The sequence below is a fragment of the Paracoccus beibuensis genome (assembly GCF_026162625.1).
Taxonomy (GTDB): Bacteria; Pseudomonadota; Alphaproteobacteria; order Rhodobacterales; family Rhodobacteraceae; genus Paracoccus; species Paracoccus beibuensis.
Genome location: NZ_JAOTBD010000001.1, coordinates 147,179 through 166,792, shown reverse-complemented (window position 1 = coordinate 166,792; position 19,614 = coordinate 147,179). Strand labels below are relative to the sequence as shown.

The 19,614-nt window shown below is 66.7% G+C and carries 17 protein-coding genes and 1 tRNA gene; 9 read left to right on the top strand and 9 right to left on the bottom strand.

What is annotated here, in order from left to right; genetic code table 11:
• Positions 1-94: 94 nt before the first annotated feature.
• From argF to OC159_RS00850, 4 genes are all read right to left on the bottom strand, one after another.
• Complete coding sequence (gene argF / locus OC159_RS00865; RefSeq protein ID WP_265499260.1) at positions 95-1,021, bottom strand: ornithine carbamoyltransferase; 927 nt, start codon at positions 1,019-1,021, stop codon at positions 95-97.
• Between the two features lie 100 nt (positions 1,022-1,121).
• Positions 1,122-1,601, bottom strand: a complete 480-nt coding sequence (locus OC159_RS00860) for a GNAT family N-acetyltransferase (protein WP_265499259.1) — start codon at positions 1,599-1,601, stop codon at positions 1,122-1,124.
• On the bottom strand, positions 1,591-2,763 hold the full coding sequence (locus OC159_RS00855) for an aspartate aminotransferase family protein (RefSeq protein ID WP_265499258.1): 1,173 nt from the start codon (positions 2,761-2,763) through the stop codon (positions 1,591-1,593). Before OC159_RS00855 ends, OC159_RS00860 begins: the two co-directional genes overlap by 11 nt.
• A 141-nt stretch (positions 2,764-2,904) precedes the next feature.
• A complete protein-coding gene (locus OC159_RS00850; RefSeq protein WP_265499257.1) occupies positions 2,905-3,723 on the bottom strand; it encodes an ABC transporter permease in 819 nt (272 codons plus the stop codon).
• Positions 3,724-3,839: 116 nt separating this feature from the next.
• Here OC159_RS00850 and OC159_RS00845 point away from each other — a divergent pair, with 116 nt between their 5' ends.
• Positions 3,840-4,442 (top strand): GcrA family cell cycle regulator, encoded by a 603-nt coding sequence (locus OC159_RS00845; RefSeq protein WP_265499256.1) that lies wholly within the window; start codon positions 3,840-3,842, stop codon positions 4,440-4,442.
• A gap of 83 nt (positions 4,443-4,525) precedes the next feature.
• Here the strand turns inward: OC159_RS00845 and OC159_RS00840 are convergent, their stop codons facing one another.
• Positions 4,526-5,269: a hypothetical protein gene (locus OC159_RS00840; protein ID WP_265499255.1), complete on the bottom strand. Its 744-nt coding sequence runs from the start codon at positions 5,267-5,269 to the stop codon at positions 4,526-4,528.
• Positions 5,270-5,456: 187 nt separating this feature from the next.
• Here OC159_RS00840 and metG point away from each other — a divergent pair, with 187 nt between their 5' ends.
• The 3 genes from metG (at position 5,457) to rocF (ending at position 10,431) form a co-directional block, all read left to right on the top strand.
• Positions 5,457-7,172 carry a methionine--tRNA ligase gene (gene metG / locus OC159_RS00835; RefSeq protein WP_265499254.1) on the top strand — a complete coding sequence of 572 codons (1,716 nt, stop codon included), beginning with the start codon at positions 5,457-5,459 and terminating at the stop codon, positions 7,170-7,172.
• A gap of 155 nt (positions 7,173-7,327) precedes the next feature.
• On the top strand, positions 7,328-9,433 hold the full coding sequence (locus OC159_RS00830) for a TonB-dependent receptor domain-containing protein (RefSeq protein WP_265499253.1): 2,106 nt from the start codon (positions 7,328-7,330) through the stop codon (positions 9,431-9,433).
• 74 nt (positions 9,434-9,507) lie between these two features.
• Positions 9,508-10,431 (top strand): arginase, encoded by a 924-nt coding sequence (rocF, locus tag OC159_RS00825; protein WP_265499252.1) that lies wholly within the window; start codon positions 9,508-9,510, stop codon positions 10,429-10,431.
• Positions 10,432-10,491: 60 nt separating this feature from the next.
• On the opposite strand, the gene OC159_RS00820 is transcribed toward rocF, so the two are convergent.
• The gene (locus OC159_RS00820; protein ID WP_265499251.1) at positions 10,492-12,516 is read right to left on the bottom strand and encodes a catalase; all 2,025 of its coding nucleotides are present in this window, start codon (positions 12,514-12,516) and stop codon (positions 10,492-10,494) included.
• Between the two features lie 359 nt (positions 12,517-12,875).
• On the opposite strand from OC159_RS00820, the gene OC159_RS00815 reads away from it, so the two are divergent.
• Positions 12,876-12,947: transfer RNA gene (locus OC159_RS00815), tRNA-Leu, on the top strand.
• A 5-nt stretch (positions 12,948-12,952) separates the two neighbouring features.
• Here the strand turns inward: OC159_RS00815 and OC159_RS00810 are convergent.
• Positions 12,953-14,122 (bottom strand): MFS transporter, encoded by a 1,170-nt coding sequence (locus OC159_RS00810; protein WP_265499421.1) that lies wholly within the window; start codon positions 14,120-14,122, stop codon positions 12,953-12,955.
• A 38-nt stretch (positions 14,123-14,160) separates the two neighbouring features.
• Positions 14,161-14,712: a LabA-like NYN domain-containing protein gene (locus OC159_RS00805; protein WP_265499250.1), complete on the bottom strand. Its 552-nt coding sequence runs from the start codon at positions 14,710-14,712 to the stop codon at positions 14,161-14,163.
• Positions 14,713-14,820: 108 nt separating this feature from the next.
• Here OC159_RS00805 and folK point away from each other — a divergent pair, with 108 nt between their 5' ends.
• The 4 genes from folK to OC159_RS00785 all read left to right on the top strand — a co-directional run bounded on the left by folK (position 14,821) and on the right by OC159_RS00785 (position 18,709).
• Complete coding sequence (gene folK / locus OC159_RS00800) at positions 14,821-15,432, top strand: 2-amino-4-hydroxy-6-hydroxymethyldihydropteridine diphosphokinase (RefSeq protein ID WP_265499249.1); 612 nt, start codon at positions 14,821-14,823, stop codon at positions 15,430-15,432.
• A 46-nt stretch (positions 15,433-15,478) separates the two neighbouring features.
• The gene (gene rpoZ, locus OC159_RS00795; RefSeq protein WP_265499248.1) at positions 15,479-15,835 is read left to right on the top strand and encodes a DNA-directed RNA polymerase subunit omega; all 357 of its coding nucleotides are present in this window, start codon (positions 15,479-15,481) and stop codon (positions 15,833-15,835) included.
• Between the two features lie 41 nt (positions 15,836-15,876).
• The gene (locus tag OC159_RS00790; protein WP_265499420.1) at positions 15,877-17,991 is read left to right on the top strand and encodes a RelA/SpoT family protein; all 2,115 of its coding nucleotides are present in this window, start codon (positions 15,877-15,879) and stop codon (positions 17,989-17,991) included.
• Positions 17,992-18,079: 88 nt separating this feature from the next.
• Positions 18,080-18,709: a DUF2062 domain-containing protein gene (locus tag OC159_RS00785; RefSeq protein ID WP_265499247.1), complete on the top strand. Its 630-nt coding sequence runs from the start codon at positions 18,080-18,082 to the stop codon at positions 18,707-18,709.
• Here the strand turns inward: OC159_RS00785 and OC159_RS00780 are convergent.
• Entirely contained in the window at positions 18,703-19,611 is a 909-nt protein-coding gene (locus tag OC159_RS00780) for a 2-hydroxyacid dehydrogenase (RefSeq protein ID WP_265499246.1), read from the bottom strand. The genes OC159_RS00785 and OC159_RS00780 overlap by 7 nt on opposite strands.
• Between the last annotated feature and the right edge of the window lie 3 nt (positions 19,612-19,614).

The window sequence follows — 19,614 nt, the reverse complement described above, 5'->3', positions numbered from 1 at the left end:
CCGCATGCTGCGGGTCAGGCGACCGGTTAGGCCCCGAGAGTGACGGATGGGCGACAGGAACATGAAGCTTTCATGTCGCCCGCTGCCCCCTTGGTCAGAGACCCAGGCAATGCCGCATGATGGCCTTTTGTGCGTGCAAACGGTTCTCGGCCTCGTCGAAGATGACGGATGCCGGGCCGTCCATCACGCCGCTCGTGACCTCGTCGTCACGGTGTGCGGGCAGGCAGTGCATGAACAACGCATCGGACTTGGCACGCGCCATCAGCGCCTCGTTGACCTGATATCCGCGCAGCTGGTTGTGCCGGCGTTCCTTGGCGGATTGCGGATCGTGCATGCTGACCCAGGTGTCGGTGACGACCAGGTCCGCCCCGTCGATCGCCTTGAAGGGATCGCGCTCGATGGTGACCGGGCGTCCCATGTCCGCGGCATAGTCCAGGCAGGCGCGCTCGGGGTCCAGCGGCGGCGGGCCTGTGAACGTCAGGTCAAAGCCGAACTGTCCCGCCGCATGGGCAAAGCTGCAGAAGACGTTGTTGCCGTCGCCCGACCAGACGACCTTGCGCCCCGAGATCGGACCGCGATGTTCCTCGAACGTCATGACGTCGGCCATGATCTGGCAGGGATGCGTGCGGTTCGTCAGCCCGTTGATCACGGGCACGGTGGCGTGCTCCGCCATCTCCAACAGGGTGGCTTCCTCGAAGGTGCGGATCATGATCAGGTCGACATAGCGCGACAGCACCCGCGCCGTATCGGCGATGGTCTCTCCGTGGCCCAGCTGCATTTCCGACCCGGACAGGATCATCGTCTGCCCGCCCATCTGGCGCACGCCGACGTCGAAGCTGACGCGGGTCCGGGTCGAGGGCTTCTCGAAGATCAACGCCACCATGCGCCCGGCCAGCGGCTGTTCGTCGTCGGGCGTTCCCTTGGGACGGTCGTTGCGGGCGGTCTTCATCGCGCGGGCGCTGTCGATGATCGACCTCAGCGCGTCGCGGTCGGTGGTGTGGATATCCAGGAAATGGGTCATCTGTCTGTCTTTCGGCGATATCGGCCAAGCAAGCCTGCTTGCCGCGGCGGGGTCAAGGGGGCGCGGCCGCCCTTTGCGGTTCTGAACGGGAGGGATGCAGCTATCGTCGACGCGTCATCACGCGGACCGGCGCGCCTTCGCCGTCGCGCAGGATATGGTCGCCCGAAAACCCGGCCTTCCGATACGCGCGGACGGCGCGCAGGTTTTCGGGGTCGGGATCGATCGCCAGAAGCGACGTCCGCTCCAGCAGCTCATCAGCCAAGGCGCGCAGCCATTCGCCGCCCCGGCCCATGCCCTTGGGGCCGCCGAAGACGTCTATCGCGATGGCATCGGCGGGCAGGTCCGCGAAATGCGGCGCAGGCCAATGGTGGGCCGGAGAATATTGCGCATAGCCAAGCGGCGTGTCGCCATCCATCGCGATGACCTGCGTCATCGCCGCCTCGTCCAGATCCTCCCGGACAAGGCCCAGCTGGTGCTTCGGGTCCGGCCACCAGCGCGCAACCTCTGGCCGCGCCAGCCACAGGGCCAGCATCGGCAGGTCCCCCGCGGTGACGGGCCGGATGCGGATTTCAGGCGGCAAGGCTGCCGGCGGCGCGGTCCAGCCGCTCCACCGCCTCGGCGATCTCTGCGTCCTCGATGTTCAGGGGCGGCAGCAGGCGCAGCGTGTTGTCACCCGCCGGCACCGTCAGGATCTGCTGGGCATAGCAGGCCTTGACCAGATCGGCAGGCGCAGCGCGGCATTTCAGCCCCAGCATCAGCCCCAGCCCGCGCACGCCCTCGAAAACGTCGGGATGGGCGGCGACCAGCCCCTCCAGCTTCTGCCGGAACAGCGCGCCCTTGCGGTTCACCTCGGCCAGGAAGGCATCATCCGCGACGATGTCCATGACCTTGGCCCCGACCGCGCAGGCCAGGGGATTGCCGCCATAGGTCGAACCATGCGTGCCGGCCACCATGCCCGCCGCCGCGGCCCCGGTCGCCAGCACTGCACCCAGGGGAAAGCCGCCGCCGATGCCTTTGGCGACCATCATCACGTCGGGCGTGATGCCCGCATATTCATGAGCGAACAGGCGGCCCGTCCGGCCCATGCCGCATTGCACCTCGTCCAGGATCAGCAGCGTGCCGGTGCGGTCGCAGATCTCGCGGATGCGCCGCAGGTCGGCGTCGGGCAGCGGGCGGATACCGCCTTCGCCCTGCACCGGCTCGATCATCAAGGCGGCGGTGCGGTCGGTGACGGCGGCCTCGATGGCGTCGATATCGCCCCAGGGCAGGTGCCGGAAGCCCGGCATCAGCGGCCCGAAGCCCTTGACCATCTTGTCCCCGCCGGACGCCGCGATGGCCCCGGTGGACCGACCGTGGAAGGCGCCCTCGAAGGTCAGGATCTCGGTCCGGTCGGGCTGGTCCGCGTGGTCCCAATACTTGCGGACCATCTTGATGGCCAGTTCGGCCGCCTCGGTGCCGGAATTGGTGAAGAAAACCGTGTCGGCGAAGGTCTTGTCGACCAGCATCGCGGCCAGCCGCTCCTGCTCGGGGATCTGGTAGAGGTTCGAGACGTGCCAGATCCGCCCGGCCTGCGCGGTCAGCGCCTCGACCAGCGCGGGGTTGGCGTGGCCCAGCACGTTCACGGCGATGCCCGACCCCAGGTCGAGGTATCGCGTCCCGTCCGCCGCGATGGCCCAGGATCCCTCGCCCCGGTCAAAGGACAGGGGCGCGCGGTTATAGGTCGGCAGGACGTGCGAAATCATGGCGGATTCCCCGAAAGTCGATACAGATTGTGATGGCAGGCGTGATCGGACGGTGACTGTGCGTCAACGTCGGGGACGGGCGGAAAGGGCAGTCCATGCGATCATGCCGAATGCCATAGCCTCAAAACCTCCACCACGCAATCACGGTTTCATGCGATAGCCGGTTTTCAGCCAGCGCCAGGCGACCCACAGGACCACGGTCACGACGCCCGCGCAGATCAGCAGCCCGCGCCAGGCCGGCGCGTCGCTGACCCCGGTGACGCCATAGCGGGCACCGTCGATCAGGTAGAAGATGGGGTTCCAGTGCGAGAGCGTGTTGAAGGGCTGCGGCAGCGCCTGCACGGAATAGAACGTGCCGGACAGAAAGCTCAGCGGCGTGATGACAAAATTCGTGATGGCCGCCATCTGGTCGAACTTCTGCGCCATGATCCCGGCCAGAATGCCCAAGCCCCCCAGCAGCAGGGCCGCCAGCAGCACGAAGACCAGTGCCCAAAGCGGATGCACGATGCCCCGACCTGTAACGATGACCATGCCGGTGCCGATGACCATGGCCACCAGCCCCGCGCGCACCACTGAGCCGGCCAAATATCCTGCCAGCAACTCGCCCGCCGACAGGGGCGGCATCAGCGTGTCAACGATGTTGCCCTGCACCTTGGCCGCCGTGATCGAACTGGAGGTGTTGGCAAAGCTGTTCTGGATCACCGTCATCATCAGGATGCCAGGCCCCAGGAACACCAGGTAGGGCAGGCCCATGACCTGCCCCCGCCCCTGCCCCAGCGCCAGTGCGAATACCAGCACGAACAGCCCCGCCGTCATCAGCGGCGCAAAGATCGTCTGCTGCCAGACCGCCATGAACCGCATGACCTCTCGCGTCGCAAGCGTGCGCAGGCCCAGCCAGTTGACGCGGCCAAAGCGGCGCACGCCCATCGCGGGACGGTCGGGGATCATCTGGGGGGTCATCTTGCGGTCCTTGAATTTCTGCGCGTCGGCGGCTAAATCTCGGCATCCCGTTTGTGACGGGATCAATCGCAGGTGACAAGATGGGGCGGCACGATGACCCGCCCGGAAAGGCAGCCATGTCCTGGACGGATGAACGTGTCGAGACGCTGAAGCGCATGTGGTCCGAGGGTCAGTCGGCCAGCGCCATTGCAAAGGAACTGGGCGGGGTGACCCGAAACGCGGTGATCGGCAAGGTCCACCGCCTGGGCCTGTCGAACCGGACCGAGGAGGCCGAGGTCGCGCCCGAGCCGCAGCCCGCCCCCGAACCCGTGGCCGAGAAGAAGCCTGTGCGCCCGGCCCCCGCGCCGCAGCCGGCCGCTGCCGCCCGTCCGGCCGAGCCGCAGCCGGAACCCGAACCCGCGGACGTCGCGGCGCAGCCCGTCTTCACGCCCGTGCCGCGCCGGCCCATCGTGCCTGCGGGCCAGCCCCTGCCGCCTCAGCCCTCGGCCAACGAGATCAGCCCCGAGGCGTTGGCCTCGGTCCGCGAGGTCGAGAAGCGCGCCCGCAAGTTGACTCTTATGGAGCTGACCGAGCGGACCTGCAAATGGCCGATCGGCGACCCCGCGACCGAAAAATTCTGGTTCTGCGGCCTGCCCAGCCAGCCCGGCAAGCCCTATTGCGAGGCGCATGTGGGCGTCGCCTTCCAGCCGATGTCCTCGCGCCGCGACCGCCGCCGCTGAGGTCGCGCAGCCTTCTTGCCGAAACCACCAAAGGGGCTGCCTTTTCCGAGGTAGCCCCTTTCTGGTGCCATCACCGGCTCGCGCTATTCTGCGGCCTCCTGCTGGCGCGGCGGATGCGCCTCCGTCTGCGCTGCGTTCGGCTGAGGTGATGGTGCATGGCGAACAGCACCCAGATCTTCACCCCTCGCAGGGCGCAGCAGCATTACGCAGACGGACTGGAGGATCAGGAGAGAGCCGAACAGTTCCAGCACCTCCTCGGTTCGGCCAGCCAGGTCGTTCAGCCTCCCCGATATCTCGATGCCCCACGGGGCCAGCTTGCGCCCCAACCCGTCCAGCGACTTGGCGACAACATAAAGCGGCAGCGCCAGCCCAAGCAGCCCCCCCTGCCCATTCCTGAGGCCGGCGAGCCAAGGACCAAGGTCGCGGCGCAGCATCCGCACTCCCGCCCAGATCAGCACTGCCAGCACCAAGCTCCCTACCAGCTTCTGGCCCAGAGGGTGAGGCCCGGAGTAAAGGCCGGAGGACAGAATTCCGCGGTCGGTAAAGGCCTTGTCCCAGTCCAGTTCTCGCAGCGCCGCTGCCAGGATCAGGACCACGAGGTGCCAGCGCGGCCAGCGCCCCTGCCACAATTGGTCGGCAGCCAGCCACATCCCAGCCAGGACCAGGTACAGCGCCGACAGCCTTTCGACCGGGCCGGATTCCGAAAACAACCGGTCGGGACCCCAGCCCAGCACGACCGCCGCCAGGACCCATGCCAGCGCCAATGCGCAAGACAGGGCGAACAGCAGGACCGGGTCGCGGCGGACATGAAGATATGGATGAGGCACCTGGGTTCCGTGACGATCTGATGACGGTTGCAAACCTGAACCCTCCTGTTCTTCATGGCAACCTCCGCACGCCGGGTCACGCGGCGTCATCCGCTGCAAAACACCTGGAACACGCGCGCCCTGCCGGACTTACATTCACGCGGCAACGCGGCTAGAGATGCGGCCAATCCCGGAAAGGACGCATGCCATGGCCCGCCACCTCATCACCTCTGCCCTGCCCTATATCAACGGCATCAAGCACCTGGGAAACCTCGTCGGATCCCAGCTGCCGGCCGATCTTTACGCGCGTTACCTGCGGGCGCGGGGGCACGAGGTGATGTTCATCTGCGCGACCGACGAACACGGCACGCCAGCCGAACTGGCCGCAGCCAAGACGGGCGAGGCCGTCGCGGATTACTGCGCACGGATGCATGGCGAGCAGGCGGCGCTGGCAAAGGGGTTCGGGCTGTCCTTCGACCATTACGGCCGGTCTTCCAGCGAACGCAACCGCGTCCTGACCCAGCATTTCGCGGGCCAGCTGGCCGACCAGGGCTTCATCCGCGAAGTGTCGGAACGCCAGGTCTATTCCCATGCCGACGGCCGCTTCCTGCCCGACCGCTATATCGAGGGCACCTGCCCCAATTGCGGCTATGACAAGGCCCGCGGCGACCAGTGCGAGAACTGCACCAAGCAGCTGGACCCGACCGACCTGATCGAGCCGCGCAGCGCCATCAGCGGCTCGACCGATCTCGAGGTGCGGGAAACCAAGCACCTCTACCTGCGCCAGTCGGCGCTCAAGGACCAGATCGCCGCCTGGATCGACAGCAAGGCCGACTGGCCGATCCTGACCACCTCGATCGCGAAGAAGTGGCTGAACGACGGCGACGGGCTGCGCGACCGCGGCATCACCCGCGACTTGGACTGGGGCGTGCCGGTGAAGCGCGGCGACCGGGACTGGCCGGGGATGGAGGGCAAGGTCTTCTATGTCTGGTTCGACGCACCCGTCGAATATATCGGCGCGACCGCCGAATGGGCCGACGCGGGCGGGCTTGACGACGCCGCATGGCGCCGCTGGTGGCGCACCGACGAAGGCGCGGGCGACGTGACCTATACCCAATTCATGGGCAAGGACAACGTGCCCTTCCACACCCTGTCCTTTCCGGCCACGCTGATCGGCTCGGGCGAATCGTGGAAGATGGTCGACTATATCAAGTCCTTCAACTACCTCACCTATCAGGGCGGGCAGTTCAGCACCTCGCAGGGGCGCGGCGTCTTCATGGACCACGCGCTGGAGATCCTGCCCGCCGATTACTGGCGCTGGTGGCTGCTGTCGCACGCCCCCGAATCCGGCGACAGCGAGTTCACCTGGGACAACTTCCAGCAGTCCGTGAACAAGGACCTGGCCGACGTGCTGGGCAACTTCGTCAGCCGGATCACCAAGTTCTGTCGGTCGAAATTCGGCGAGGTCGTCCCCGAAGGCCCAGCCTACGGCCCGGACGAACAGGCGCTGATCCAGTCCCTGACGATCCGCATCCGCGCCTATGAAGGCAACATGGCCGCGATGGAGGTCCGCAAGGCCGCGTCGGAACTGCGCGCCATATGGGTGCTGGGCAACGAATACCTGCAGGCCGCCGCCCCCTGGTCGGTCTTCAAGACCGACCCCGAGCGCGCGGCGATGCAGGTGCGGATGGGCCTGAACCTGATCCGTCTTTACGCGATCCTGTCGCGCCCCTTCATCCCCTTCGCCTCGGCCACGATGCAGCAGGCGATGAACGCCGACGCCGACTGGTCCGACGATGTGGCGGCCGCCCTGTCGGCCCTGCCCCCCGGCCATGCCTTCGCCGTGCCCGACGTGCTGTTTGCCAAGATCAGCGACGAGAACCGGGCCGAGTGGGAAGAACGCTTCAGCGGCACCCGCAGCTAGGACGTCGCATTTCGGCAACATTTGCGGGCGGACCGGCTTAAGGCCTTGCCGCCCGCCGTCTGGAGTCCTATTCCCCAGGAAATCACCCAGGTAGCCGGCTTTTCCCTCTGGTCGCGACCCCAGGCAGACAATCCCTCCTTCCTCCGGAGCAAGATATGTACCTGCCCCCTCGCGCCGGGCGCCGCCTTTCGGGCCGCGCCGTCCTTTTGTCCCTCACCGCCCTGTCCAGCCCCGCCCTTGCCCAGGATGCCGAACCCTTCGCCCTGGAAGAGATCGTCATCAGCGCCTCGGGGTTCGAGCAGAACATCGCCGAAGCGCCAGCCAGCATTTCCGTCATCAGCGGCGAGGAACTGGCACGCCGCAACATCACGGACCTCTCGGACGCGCTGCGGGGCGTGCAGGGCGTCGTGACCACCGGCGTGGCAAATGAACAGGACATTTATATCCGCGGCCTGCCGGGCCAGTACACGCTGATCCTGGTCGACGGAAAGCGGCAGAACACCCGCGATTCGCGCACCAACGGCAGCGCGGGCTACGAGCAGAGCTTCATCCCCCCTGTCAGCGCCATCGAGCGCATCGAGGTCGTGCGCGGCCCCATGTCCTCGCTCTATGGCTCGGACGCGATGGGCGGCGTGATCAACATCATCACCAAGCCCGTCAGCGACACCTGGACCGGCTCGGTTTCGGTCGAGACGACGCTGCAGGATACCGAGGGGTTCGAGAACAGCCGCCAGATGTCGTTCTATACCTCGGGGCCGCTGATCGTTGACAAGCTGGGGCTGCAATTGTGGGGTCGCAAGTTCGACCAGGACGCCTCGACAATCCCTTCGGGTCCCGCCGCATCGGACGACTATGATCTTGGTGGCCGCCTGACCTGGATGATCGACGACCGGAACGAGATCCTTGCCGAGGCGGGCCGCACGCGCATCACCAGCGAGGAATATGATTCGGACAGCTATCGCGACCACCTGCGCGATCACTGGTCGCTGACCCACAAGGGCAGCTATGGCGCCATGCAGACGGAACTGTCCTTGTCGCAAGAGGTCGGAGAGCGGAAGTCCTTCGGCCCGAACGAGGATACCGGCGAAATCGTCGAGGACCTGCGCTCGCCCGAGGTGAAGAACTCGGTCCTCGACGCCAAGGCGACGATGCCCTTCGACTGGCGCGGCAGCCACCAACTGACCTTCGGGGGCCAGTTCCGGCGCACCACGATCAGGGATCAGAACCCCGGCGCCCAGGCCAACCTGGACGAAGAGGACCGCTTCGACGAAAAGCTGTCGCTGGACGAATGGGCCATCTTCGCCGAGGATGAATGGCGCCTGCGCGACGACTTCGCCCTAACGCTCGGCGCGCGGTTCAGCGACCACGAAGCCTATGGCGGCCAGATCACTCCGCGCATCTATGGCGTGTGGAACGCCACGTCGGCGCTGACCGTCAAGGGCGGGATCTCGACCGGCTACCGCGCGCCGGATATCCGCACGATCACGCCGGGCTATGCCTATACGACCGGCGGTGGCGGCTGCGCCGACGTGGTGGACGCCGACGGCAACCCGCGCATCCCCAGCTGCGGCGTGATCCTGGGCAACGAGAACCTCGACCCCGAAGAGACGGTCAACGTCGAGATCGGCGGCATCTACGAGGCACCGACCTACAGTCTGGGCGCAACCGTCTTCCACACCCGCTTCAAGAACAAGCTGCAGCAGATCCGCACCGAAGAGAAGTGGACCGACGGTCCGCGCTACCAGGGCGACGACGGGGCGTTCTATCGCTATGACATCTTCCGCAACTTCAACGTCGACCGGGCCGAGATCACCGGACTGGAGCTGACGGGCGACTGGAACGTGACCCGGACCCTGTCGCTGCGCGGCAGCTATACCTATACGGATTCGAAACAGAAGACCGGCGCCTTCGAGGGCTTTCCGCTGGCCCGCACGCCCGAGCACATGGCCAGCCTCCGCGTGGACTGGATGACCCCGGTGCAGGGCCTCGATGCCTGGGGAAGCGCCAATTACCACGGCAGCGAGATCGCCTCGGGGCTGCGCATCGGGGACAGCGGCCGCGAGATCGAGATCAACGGCCAGACCGGGCGCAAGTACGACGCTTATGCGACCGTCGATCTGGGCGTGAACTATGCCCTGACCGACAACGCGACGCTGGATGCGGCGGTCTACAACGTCTTCGACAAGGAGGTCCGCGAAGGCGACTTCAACACCGTCGAGGAAGGGCGTCGCCTCTGGCTGGGCCTGACCAGCGAATTCTGAGATCCAACGCCCGGCCGGTGGACTTCCCCCCGCCGGGCGCGTTTACTTGCGGCGATCCGCAACCGGAGACCCCGATGACGCACTGCATCCTGATCGGCGCCCCCGTGGACGAGGGCCAGCGCCGCCCCGGCTGCCTGATGGGACCCGCCGCCTATCGCACCGCTGGCCTGGCCGGCACGCTGTCCGCGCTTGGCCACAGCGTCGAGGACAGGGGCGACGTCGCCCCCGCCCCGCCGGGACCCGAGACCTGCGACAACCCCGCCGTCCATCACCTGCCCGAAACCATCGCCTGGACCCGCGCCCTTTCGGCCGCAACCGCCGCCGCGCTGCCCGACGGCATGCCCATCATCATGGGCGGCGACCACTCGCTGGCGCTCGGAACCGTGGCGGGCGTGGCGGCCCATGCCGCCGCGCAGGGCCGCCAGCAGTTCGTGATCTGGCTGGACGCACACAGCGACTTTCACACCGTCGCCTCGACCACCTCGGGGAACCTGCACGGCACGCCGATGGCCTATGCAAGCGGCCTTTCAGGCTTTGCCCCCTTCCCGCCCTTCCCCTCCCCGATCCCGGGCGAGAACATCTGCATGTTCGGCATTCGCAGCGTCGATCCGGCGGAACTGGCCGCCATGCAGCCGACCGAGATCACGGTCAACGACATGCGCGTCCTGGACGAACAGGGCATCGTGGCGCCGCTGCGCGCTTTCCTCGACCGGGTGCGGGCGGCCGACGGCCTTCTTCATGTCAGCCTGGACGTAGATTTCCTCGACCCTTCCATCGCACCGGCTGTCGGCACCACCGTTCCGGGCGGCGCGACGTTCCGCGAGGCGCATCTGGTGATGGAGCTTCTGCACGAATCGGGCTTGGTGACCTCTCTTGACCTGGTCGAGCTGAACCCGTTCCTGGACGAGCGCGGGCGGACCGCCAAGCTGATGGTCGACCTGGTCGGCAGCCTGATGGGCCGCAAGGTCTTCGACCGCCCGACCCGCAGCTATGGCTGACCGGGTGTCTTCGCGTCGAACCCGTCGGGGTCCGGGGGCGCGAAGCCCCCGAGCCGCCGGTTACCAGATCGCCTCTTCGCGTTCATAATACCGTCGGGACGCCGCCTCGACGAAGGCCGCCGGCTCCAGTGACGGTACGCCCTTGTCAGGGACCACCCCGGCGGCCGACAACAGCTTCGCGGCCGCCTCGTCCGCGCCGATGGCCTTGCAATGGGCGAAGGCGTCGGACACGAAATCGATGGCGGGCTTGTACTTCGACAGCTTCGCGGCATCCTCGGTCGACATGACCAGCGCGACCGCATCGAACAGGACCGAGGGAGAACCTGCCAGCTGCGCCTCGGCCTTGCCACGCTCTTTCGCGATCAGCATCGTGCTGCCGCCTTCGGCTTCGACGGCCGCGACCAGCGCGTCCACCTGCGCCTGATCGCCGTTGTCGCCGACTAGGATGCCAACCTTTCGGCCCTTCAGCGTGTACTTCGCGCTCTTGGCGATCGACAGCGCGTCCGAGGTCGGCATGTCGATCGGCTCTCGGAAGGGCTTGGCGGATTCCGGCAGGTCCTCGGCCAGGCCTTCGGCGACCATTTCGGCCAGTTCCTCGTCGATGACCCGCAGGTGGCCCAGCATCCGCTGGATCACGTGGCCCAGGCCGACCTTCGACAGTTCGAACGTGACCGCCTCGGCGATGTGGCGCTGCTCGACCTCGGTCTGGCTGCGATAGAACATCCGGGCCTGGCTGTAGTGATCGCCGAAGAGTTCAGGCCGCACCCGCAGCTTCTCGTCCGGCCGGTTGCTCAGGTCGGTCATCGACCTTGCCGTGGCGAACCCGTGATCGATGGCGCGCGGACCCGGATACTCGCCCGCCTCGTCCAGGCTGTTCGGTTCATAATTCGCCCGGCCCTTCGGCACCGCCATCTGCATCATCCCGTCGCGCTGGAAATTGTGCATCGGGCACTTGGGCGCATTGATCGGCAGCTGGTGGAAGTTCGCCGTCCCCAGTCGCGACTTCTGCGTGTCCAGATAGCTGAACAGCCGGCCATGCAGCAGCGGGTCGTCGCTGAAGTCGATGCCGGGCACGATGTTGGCCGGGCAGAAGGCCACCTGCTCTGTTTCGGCAAAGAAGTTGTCGGGATTGCGGTCCAGAACCATGCGACCGACGATGCGGACGGGGATGTCCTCCTCGGGGATCAGCTTCGTGGAATCCAGCACATCATAGGGCTGGCGGGCCGCCCATTCGGCGTCGAAGGTCTGGATGCCCAGGTCCCATTCGGGAAAGTCGCCCGAATCGATGGCCTCCCACAGATCCTGCCGGTGATAGTCCTGGTTGGCGCCGGCAGTCTTCACCGCCTCGTTCCAGACCTGCGACTGCAGGCCAAGCCGCGGCTTCCAGTGGAACTTGACGAAGGTCGACTTTCCCTCGGCGTTGACCAGCCGGAAGGTGTGGATGCCAAAGCCCTCGATCATGCGCAGGCTGCGAGGGATGCCGCGGTCCGACATCGCCCACATGATCATGTGCATCGATTCGGGCATCAGCGACACGAAGTCCCAGAAGGTGTCATGCGCGCTGGCGGCCTGGGGATAGCCCTTGTCGGCCTCCATCTTCACGGCATGGATCAGGTCGGGAAACTTGATCGCGTCCTGGATGAAGAAGACCGGGATGTCGTTGCCGACGAGGTCCCAGTTGCCTTCCTCGGTATAGAACTTCACGGCAAAGCCGCGCACGTCGCGCGGCGTGTCTACGCTGCCCGCGCCGCCCGCGACCGTGGAAAACCTGGCAAAGACCGGCACGCGGCCCGGCTTCGACAGAAGGCCTGCGCGGGTCAGTTCGGGGATAGGGTCGGTGCATTCGAAGTAACCGTGCGCGCCCGAGCCGCGGGCGTGGACGATCCGTTCGGGGATGCGTTCGTGATCGAAATGGAAGATCTTCTCGCGCAGCACGAAGTCCTCCAGCAGGGTCGGCCCCCGCGCGCCGGCTTTCAGGCTGTTCTGGTTGTCCGATACCGGGGTGCCCTGGTTCGTGGTCAGGGTCTCGCCCCCGCGCTGGTGCAGTTCGCCGCCGTTGCCCTGCGTCTGGCTGATCTGGGACATCGTTCCCTCCTGTTTCCCATGTGCGGGACAACCTTGGGCCGGTGGCGCGGTTCCGCTTTTTCGCGTCCCGACCGTCGGCAGCGGCTTGTCCAAGCGCGCGCCGCCTGCAATATGCTGCTTCATGGTCACGCGGACGTGGCGAAATCGGTAGACGCAGCAGACTTTGACAATTGGAGTGCCCGCGCGGGAAACCGTCGGTGCAGAACCGCTCAAATTCGGGGAAAGCTCTGGGTTCGCCCGTGCCGATCCCGAGCCAAGCCCCGGCCCGCCGGGGAAGGTGTAGAGACTAGACGGGCGGCGCCTAAGGCTGAAGGCTAGGGCGAAGGGATAGTCCAGACCACGAACGGGGAAACCCGGCGGCGAAAGCCGAAGTGGTACGAAAATCTGTTTTCCGAATGGAAGTGCGGGTTCAAGTCCCGCCGTCCGCACCACCCCTCTAGCGCCGGCCCCCGGCCAGCACGGCCGCCTGCGGCAGCGCGCGCAGGCGCAGCATTGCCCAGGCCCCGGCCGCCGGGCCGGGCACCAGCGCCAGGAACGCCCACCGCCAGCCGCCAAGCGCCGCGGCGACATGCGGCATCAGCCAGATCGCCAGCACCGTCAGCGCAAAGCCCAAGGCGAGTTGCAGCGTCAGCGCCGTGCCGACCAGGTGGCGGTCCGAAAGCTCGGTCACCGCGGTCGAGAATTGTGCGCTGTCGCCGATGATGCTGATGCCCCAGACCACCGCGATCAGCGCCAGCAGCCAGCCTGGACCGCCCCAGGCAAGGCCCATCAACCCGGCGCAGGCCCCCGACACCGCCATCATGCCGGCCGTTGTCCAGCACCGCCCGATGCGGTCGGACAACCAGCCGCCAAGCGCGCAGCCGAAGACGCCAGAGGCAATGGCCAGGAAAGTGAGGACCGAGGCGCTGACCGGCAGCGACCCGGCCTGCCCCGCAGCCAGCGCGAACGTCAGGAACCAGGCCCACATCGCATAGAGTTCCCACATGTGGCCCAGATATCCGACCGTGGCCAGGCGCAGCGGCGGGTCGCCCAGCACCCGCAGTGTCTGGCGCGGATCGAAAGCGGCCCGCGCGAAACCGTGCGGCCCTTCGGCCACGGCACGTCCGAAGATCGCCGCCGAGCTGAGCGCGCCGATGCTGGCCCCCGCAACCACGACACGCCAGTCCAGCCCGCCGCCAAGCGCCCGCAGCAGGTGCGGCATCGCGGACCCCAGCGTCAGCGCACCGACCAGCAGCCCCATCGCGAAACCGCGCCCGGCGACGAACCACGTCGCCATCAGCTTCAGCGCCGGCGGATAGACCCCGGCCAGGGCGACGCCGGTGACCAGCCGCGCCAGCAGCAGCCCGGTGAAGTCCGGCTGCAGCAGGACGGCGGCGTTGGCGGCAGCCGCCAGCAGGGCCGATACGGTGATCAGCCGCGTCATCGGCAGGATGTCGGGCAGGTTCACCGCCGAGGACGCAAGCGCCCCCACCACGAAACCGATCTGCACCGCGTTCGTCAGCCAGCCTGCCTCGGCGGGCGACAGCTGCCAGACCCGGGCCAGTTCCGGCCCGATGGCGGTGGTGGAAAACCAGCAGGCCATGGCGCCGATGACGCCGGCGCAGATCAGCGCCAGCGCCGTCCAGCGTCCGGGGGCCGGCGCGGTCAGGTCTCGACCTGCTGCGGTTCGCGCGGCGGGCGGCCGATGATGTCGCGCAGCGCGTCCAACTCTATGAAGTTGTCGGCCTGCCGGCGCAGGTCGTCGGCGATCATCGGCGGCTGGCTGCGGATCGTGGACACGACCGAAACGCGCACGCCCTGCCGCTGCAGCGCCTCGACCAGCGGGCGGAAATCGCCGTCGCCGGAAAAAAGCACCGCGTGGTCAAGATGCGGCGCCAGCTCCATGGCGTTCACCGTCAGCTCGATGTCCATGTTGCCCTTGATCTTGCGGCGTCCGGCGGTGTCGGTGTATTCGCGGGCGGGCTTCGTGATCACGCAAAAGCCGTTGTAGTGCAGCCAATCCACCAGCGGGCGGATGGGCGAATAGTCGTCGCCCTCGACCAGGGCGGTATAGTAGTAGGCTCGCATCAGCTTGCCGCGGCGGTCGAACTCCTGGCGCAACAGCTTATAGTCGATGTCGAAGCCAAGCGACTTCGATGCCGCGTATAAGTTGGCGCCGTCTATGAAGATCGCCAATCTGTCGTCTTTGTAAAACATCGGTGTTGCCTTTGTCGGAGTTCTTCTTGCAAGGCGGGACAAACTGCCAGGGTGAGGGGCCCGCGCGGCCTGTCCGTCGCCTTGAACCTGTATTATAGAGGAGAAAGCGTGGTTAAGCTGTCTTTTGGTATCGTTGCTCTGGGTGCCAATCTTCCTCTGTCGCAGCGGGATCCAAGGGCGACCCTGCGTGCGGCCCTGAACATTCTGCATAGTGGCCCCGGCATTTCAATATCTGCGCTGAGCCGGTTCTGGCGGACTCCTGCCGTTCCGACGGGCAGCGGTCCCGACTTTGTGAACGCCGCCGCGACGATCCGGACCGACCTGCCGCCGGACGAGGTGCTGGCCCACCTGCACCGGATCGAGGCCGAGTTCGGGCGCGACCGGTCCGGCGGGCGCTGGTCGGCACGGTCCCTGGACCTGGACCTGGTCGCGATGGACGACCGCATCCTGCCGAATGCCGATCACCTGCGGCGCTGGATGGGGCTGGACCCGCAGGCGCAGCGGACCCTGGCGCCGGACCGGCTGATCCTTCCGCACCCGCGCCTGCAGGACCGCGCCTTCGTCCTTGCGCCGCTGGCCGAGATCGCGCCCGGCTGGCGCCACCCGCTGACGGGGCAGAGCGTGTCGGACATGCTGGCCGCGCTGCGGCCCGAGGCACTGGAGGGGATGGTGCCGATGGGGACGTCGGACCTTGACATCCGGCGCCCAAGCGAACAGTAGTCCCTTTTCGCCCCGAATGTCCGATTCGCAACTGCACAGGTGATTCATGGCCCGCGTAACGGTTGAAGACTGCGTCGACAAGGTTCCCAACCGCTTTGATCTGGTGATGCTCGCCTCGCATCGCGCACGCGAGATCACGGCCGGCAGCGCGCCGACCGTCGACCGCGACAACGACAAGAACCCGGTGGTCGCCCTGCGCGAAATCGCCGAGGAAACCCAGCCCGTGGACGAGCTGCGCGAGCGGATGATCGAATCCACCCAGACCCAGATCGAGGTCGACGAGCCCGAGGAAGACGCGATGGCGCTGCTTCTGGGCGCCGAGGTGGACCGTCCCAAGCCCGCCGACGAGGAGTCCGAGGAACGTATGCTGCGCATGATGCTGGAAGCCAACCAGCGCAGCTGATCCCGGACGGAATGCCAGAAACAGAGGTCTTCGGCAGCATCATGATCGACGTCGAGGACCTTCTGGCGCTGGTGCGCAACTATAACCCGCGCAGCAACGCAACCCTGATCCGCGATGCCTACGAATACGGGATGCGGATGCACGAAGGGCAGTTCCGCCATTCGGGCGAGCCCTACTTCACCCATCCCATCGCCGTCGCCGCCATCCTGACAGAAATGCGGCTGGACGACGCAACCATCGTCACTGCGCTTCTGCACGATACGATCGAGGATACCCGGTCCACCAAGGACGAGGTGTCGGCAATTTTCGGCGCCGAGATCGCCGACCTGGTCGACGGCGTGACCAAGCTGACGAATCTCGAACTTTCCAGCGCGCAGTCGAAACAGGCGGAAAACTTCCGCAAGCTGTTCATGGCGATGTCGCGCGACATGCGCGTGATCCTTGTCAAGCTGGCCGACCGGTTGCACAACATGCGCACGATCCGGTCGATGCGCCCCGACAAGCAGGTCAAGAAGGCGCGCGAGACAATGGACATCTATGCGCCCCTGGCCGGACGCATGGGCATGCAGTGGATGCGCGAAGAGCTCGAGGATCTGGCCTTCAAGGTCATCAATCCCGAGGCGCGCAGTTCCATCATCCGCCGTTTCGTCAGCCTGCAGAAGGACAGCGGCGACATCATCGGCCAGATCACCGCCGATATCCGGGCCGAGCTGGAAAAGGAAGGCATCGACGCCGATGTCTTCGGCCGTGCGAAGAAGCCTTTCAGCGTCTGGCGCAAGATGCAGGAAAAGCAGCTGGCATTTTCACGGCTGTCGGACATCTATGGCTTTCGGATCATCACACGCTGCGAGATGGACTGCTATCGCGCGCTTGGCGTGATCCATCATCGCTGGCGGGCGGTGCCGGGGCGGTTCAAGGACTATATCAGCCAGCCCAAGTCGAACGGCTACCGGTCGATCCATACCACCGTGTCGGGCCGCGACGGCAAGCGGGTCGAGGTGCAGATCCGCACCCGCCAGATGCACGAGGTCGCCGAGGCCGGCGTCGCCGCCCACTGGGCCTATCGCGACGGCGTGCGCACCCGGAACCCCTTCGCGGTCGATCCCGCCGAATGGATCGCCCAGTTGACCGACCGCTTCGACACCGAGGACCACAACGAGTTCCTCGAGCACGTCAAGATGGAGATGTACCAGGACCAGGTCTTCTGCTTCACGCCCAAGGGCGACGTGATGCAGCTGCCGCGCGGCGCGACACCTATCGATTTCGCCTATGCGATCCACACGCGGCTGGGGAACTCCTGCGTCGGCGCCAAGATCGACGGCATCCGCGTACCCCTGTGGACGCGGCTGAAGAACGGCCAGTCGGTCGAGATCATCGCCGCATCCGGCCAGCGCCCCCAGTCGACCTGGCTGGACATCGTCGTCACGGGCCGCGCCAAGGCTGCCATCCGCCGGTCCCTGCGCGAAGAGGACCGCGACCGCTTCATCCGGCTGGGGCGCGAACTGGTGCGCGTCAGCTTCGAACATGTCGGCCGCAAGGTCACCGACAAGGCGCTGCGCACGGCGGCCAAGCAGATGGGCCTGCCCACGGCCGAGGAGCTGCTGGCCCGGATCGGCAGCGCCGAGAATTCCGCAAAAGAGGTTCTGGCCGTCCTTTATCCCGAATTGGCCGACCACCAGGACGAGATCGACGGCAAGCGCCCCTTCGCGGGACTGGAGGCCGACGCCAACTTCAAACGCGCGCCCTGCTGCAATCCGCTGCCGGGCGAACGCATCGTCGGGATCACCTATCGCGGCGCGGGCGTGGTGATCCACGCCATCGACTGCCCGGTCCTGGCCGAGTTCGAGGACAGCCCGGACCGCTGGGTCGACATCCAGTGGCGCGACGGGCGTCACCCGGCGGCCTATTCCAGCGTCCTGAACCTGACGATCCGCCACGATGCGGGGGTGCTGGGGCGCATCTGCACCTTGATCGGCGCGCAGGGGGCGAATATCTCGAACCTGGAGTTCATTGCCCGCAAGCCGGATTTCTATCGCATCGAGGTCGAGGTCGAACTGCGCGACCAGGAACACCTGCACAACCTGCTGACCGCGGTGGAAGCGGAAAGCGACGTCGCTCAGGTGTCCCGCGTCAGGGACCCGGCGCTGAAACCCTGACGGGCGGCCCGCCCGCAGATACCATCGGATCGGGTGTCCCTTGTTCAAACGTCGCAAACCCCGCAGCTATGGCCGGATAGCCAGCGAGATGATCTATCCGCGCGGCGGATGGCGACGGGCCGGGACCTATGTGATCCACCGCCTGCGACGCCTGCCCGACCAGCCGCACCGGATCGGGCGCGGCGTGGCGGCAGGCGTCTTCGTGTCCTTCACGCCGCTTTTCGGATTTCACTTCCTGTCGGCGGCGGCGGTTGCCTGGATCATCGGCGGCAACATCCTGGCGGCGCTGCTGGCGACCTTCGTCGGCAATCCGGTCACCCTGCCCTTCATCGCGCTGGCCTCGGTCGGACTTGGCCGAGAGATCCTGGGCCTGAAGGGGGAGCTGTCACCGAACTTCATTTTTCGGGAATTTTCACAGGCTACCAGCGAGATCTGGCACAACATCCAGTCCGTCTTCGGACCCGAGGTGGCTCACTGGGTGCGCCTCGAGGATTTCTTCTGGCAGATCTTCTGGCCCTATGTCGTCGGCGGGACGATCCTGGGGCTGATCGTCTCGGTCGGCACGCATTACCTGACGGTGCCCGTCTTCCGCGCCTATCAGCGGCGCCGGGAAAAGCAGATGGCGACGCGCATTGCCCGCGCATCGGGGCGTGCGGCGGAACTGGCGCGGGCCCGGGCGGCGCGGGGCGACAGGCCGCCGACCGATCGGGGTCAGTAACCCTTCGCGCGATCCACCAGGTGCAGGATCGGCCGCCCCGACATGGCGCGGCGCAGGTTCTCGGCCGCGACCGGGGCAGCGGTCTCGGGGCGCGTCTCGGCCGCGATATGCGGGGTGACGGTGATCCCAGGATGCGCCCAGAATGGGTGGGCAGGCGGCAGCGGCTCGGTCCGCAGGACGTCCAGAACCGCATGGGCAAGGCGGCCACGATCCAGCGCCTCCAGCAGGGCGTCGTCAGCGATCAGCGTGCCGCGTCCCGGATTGACGATCCACGCCCCTTCGGGCAGCAGCGCCAGCCGCCGCGCGTCCAGAAGGTTCCGGGTGTCGGGCGTGTCGGGCAGCAGGCAGATCAGGATCGAGGCCTGCCCCAGCACTCGGACCAGATCGGCCAGCGGATGGACCGCCACCCCCTTGACCGAGCGCCCCGAGGCGCTGACGCCCGTGACGCCGAACCCGATCCCGCGCAGCATGTGGGCGACGGCGCGGCCAAGCTCTCCCATGCCGAGGATCGTGACCTGACGGTCGGTTGCCAGCGGGGGCGACAGGTCGTTCCGCCAGATGCCGTCCTGCGCATAGCGGTCCATGCCCAGATGTGCCCGCATCGCCCAGCCCGCGCAGTATTCCGCCATCCCCTGCGCCAGCCCCGGATCGACCATCCGCGCCAGCGGCTGGGTCAGCGTGCTGTTGGTCACGATCCGCTCGACCCCGGCCCAGAGGCTCTGGACCAGGCGGACGTTGCGATATGGCGCGAAATCGGTGATGTCGCCGCCGGGGGCATAGATCATCGCGTCAAAGCTGGCGGGGTCGCCGTCGCGCGCCAGTTCAGCCTCGGGCAGCGCCGCGCGCAGGACGGGGGCCCATTTGGTCCAAGCCTCGGCGCTGGCGGAAAACCGGATCTTCATCGC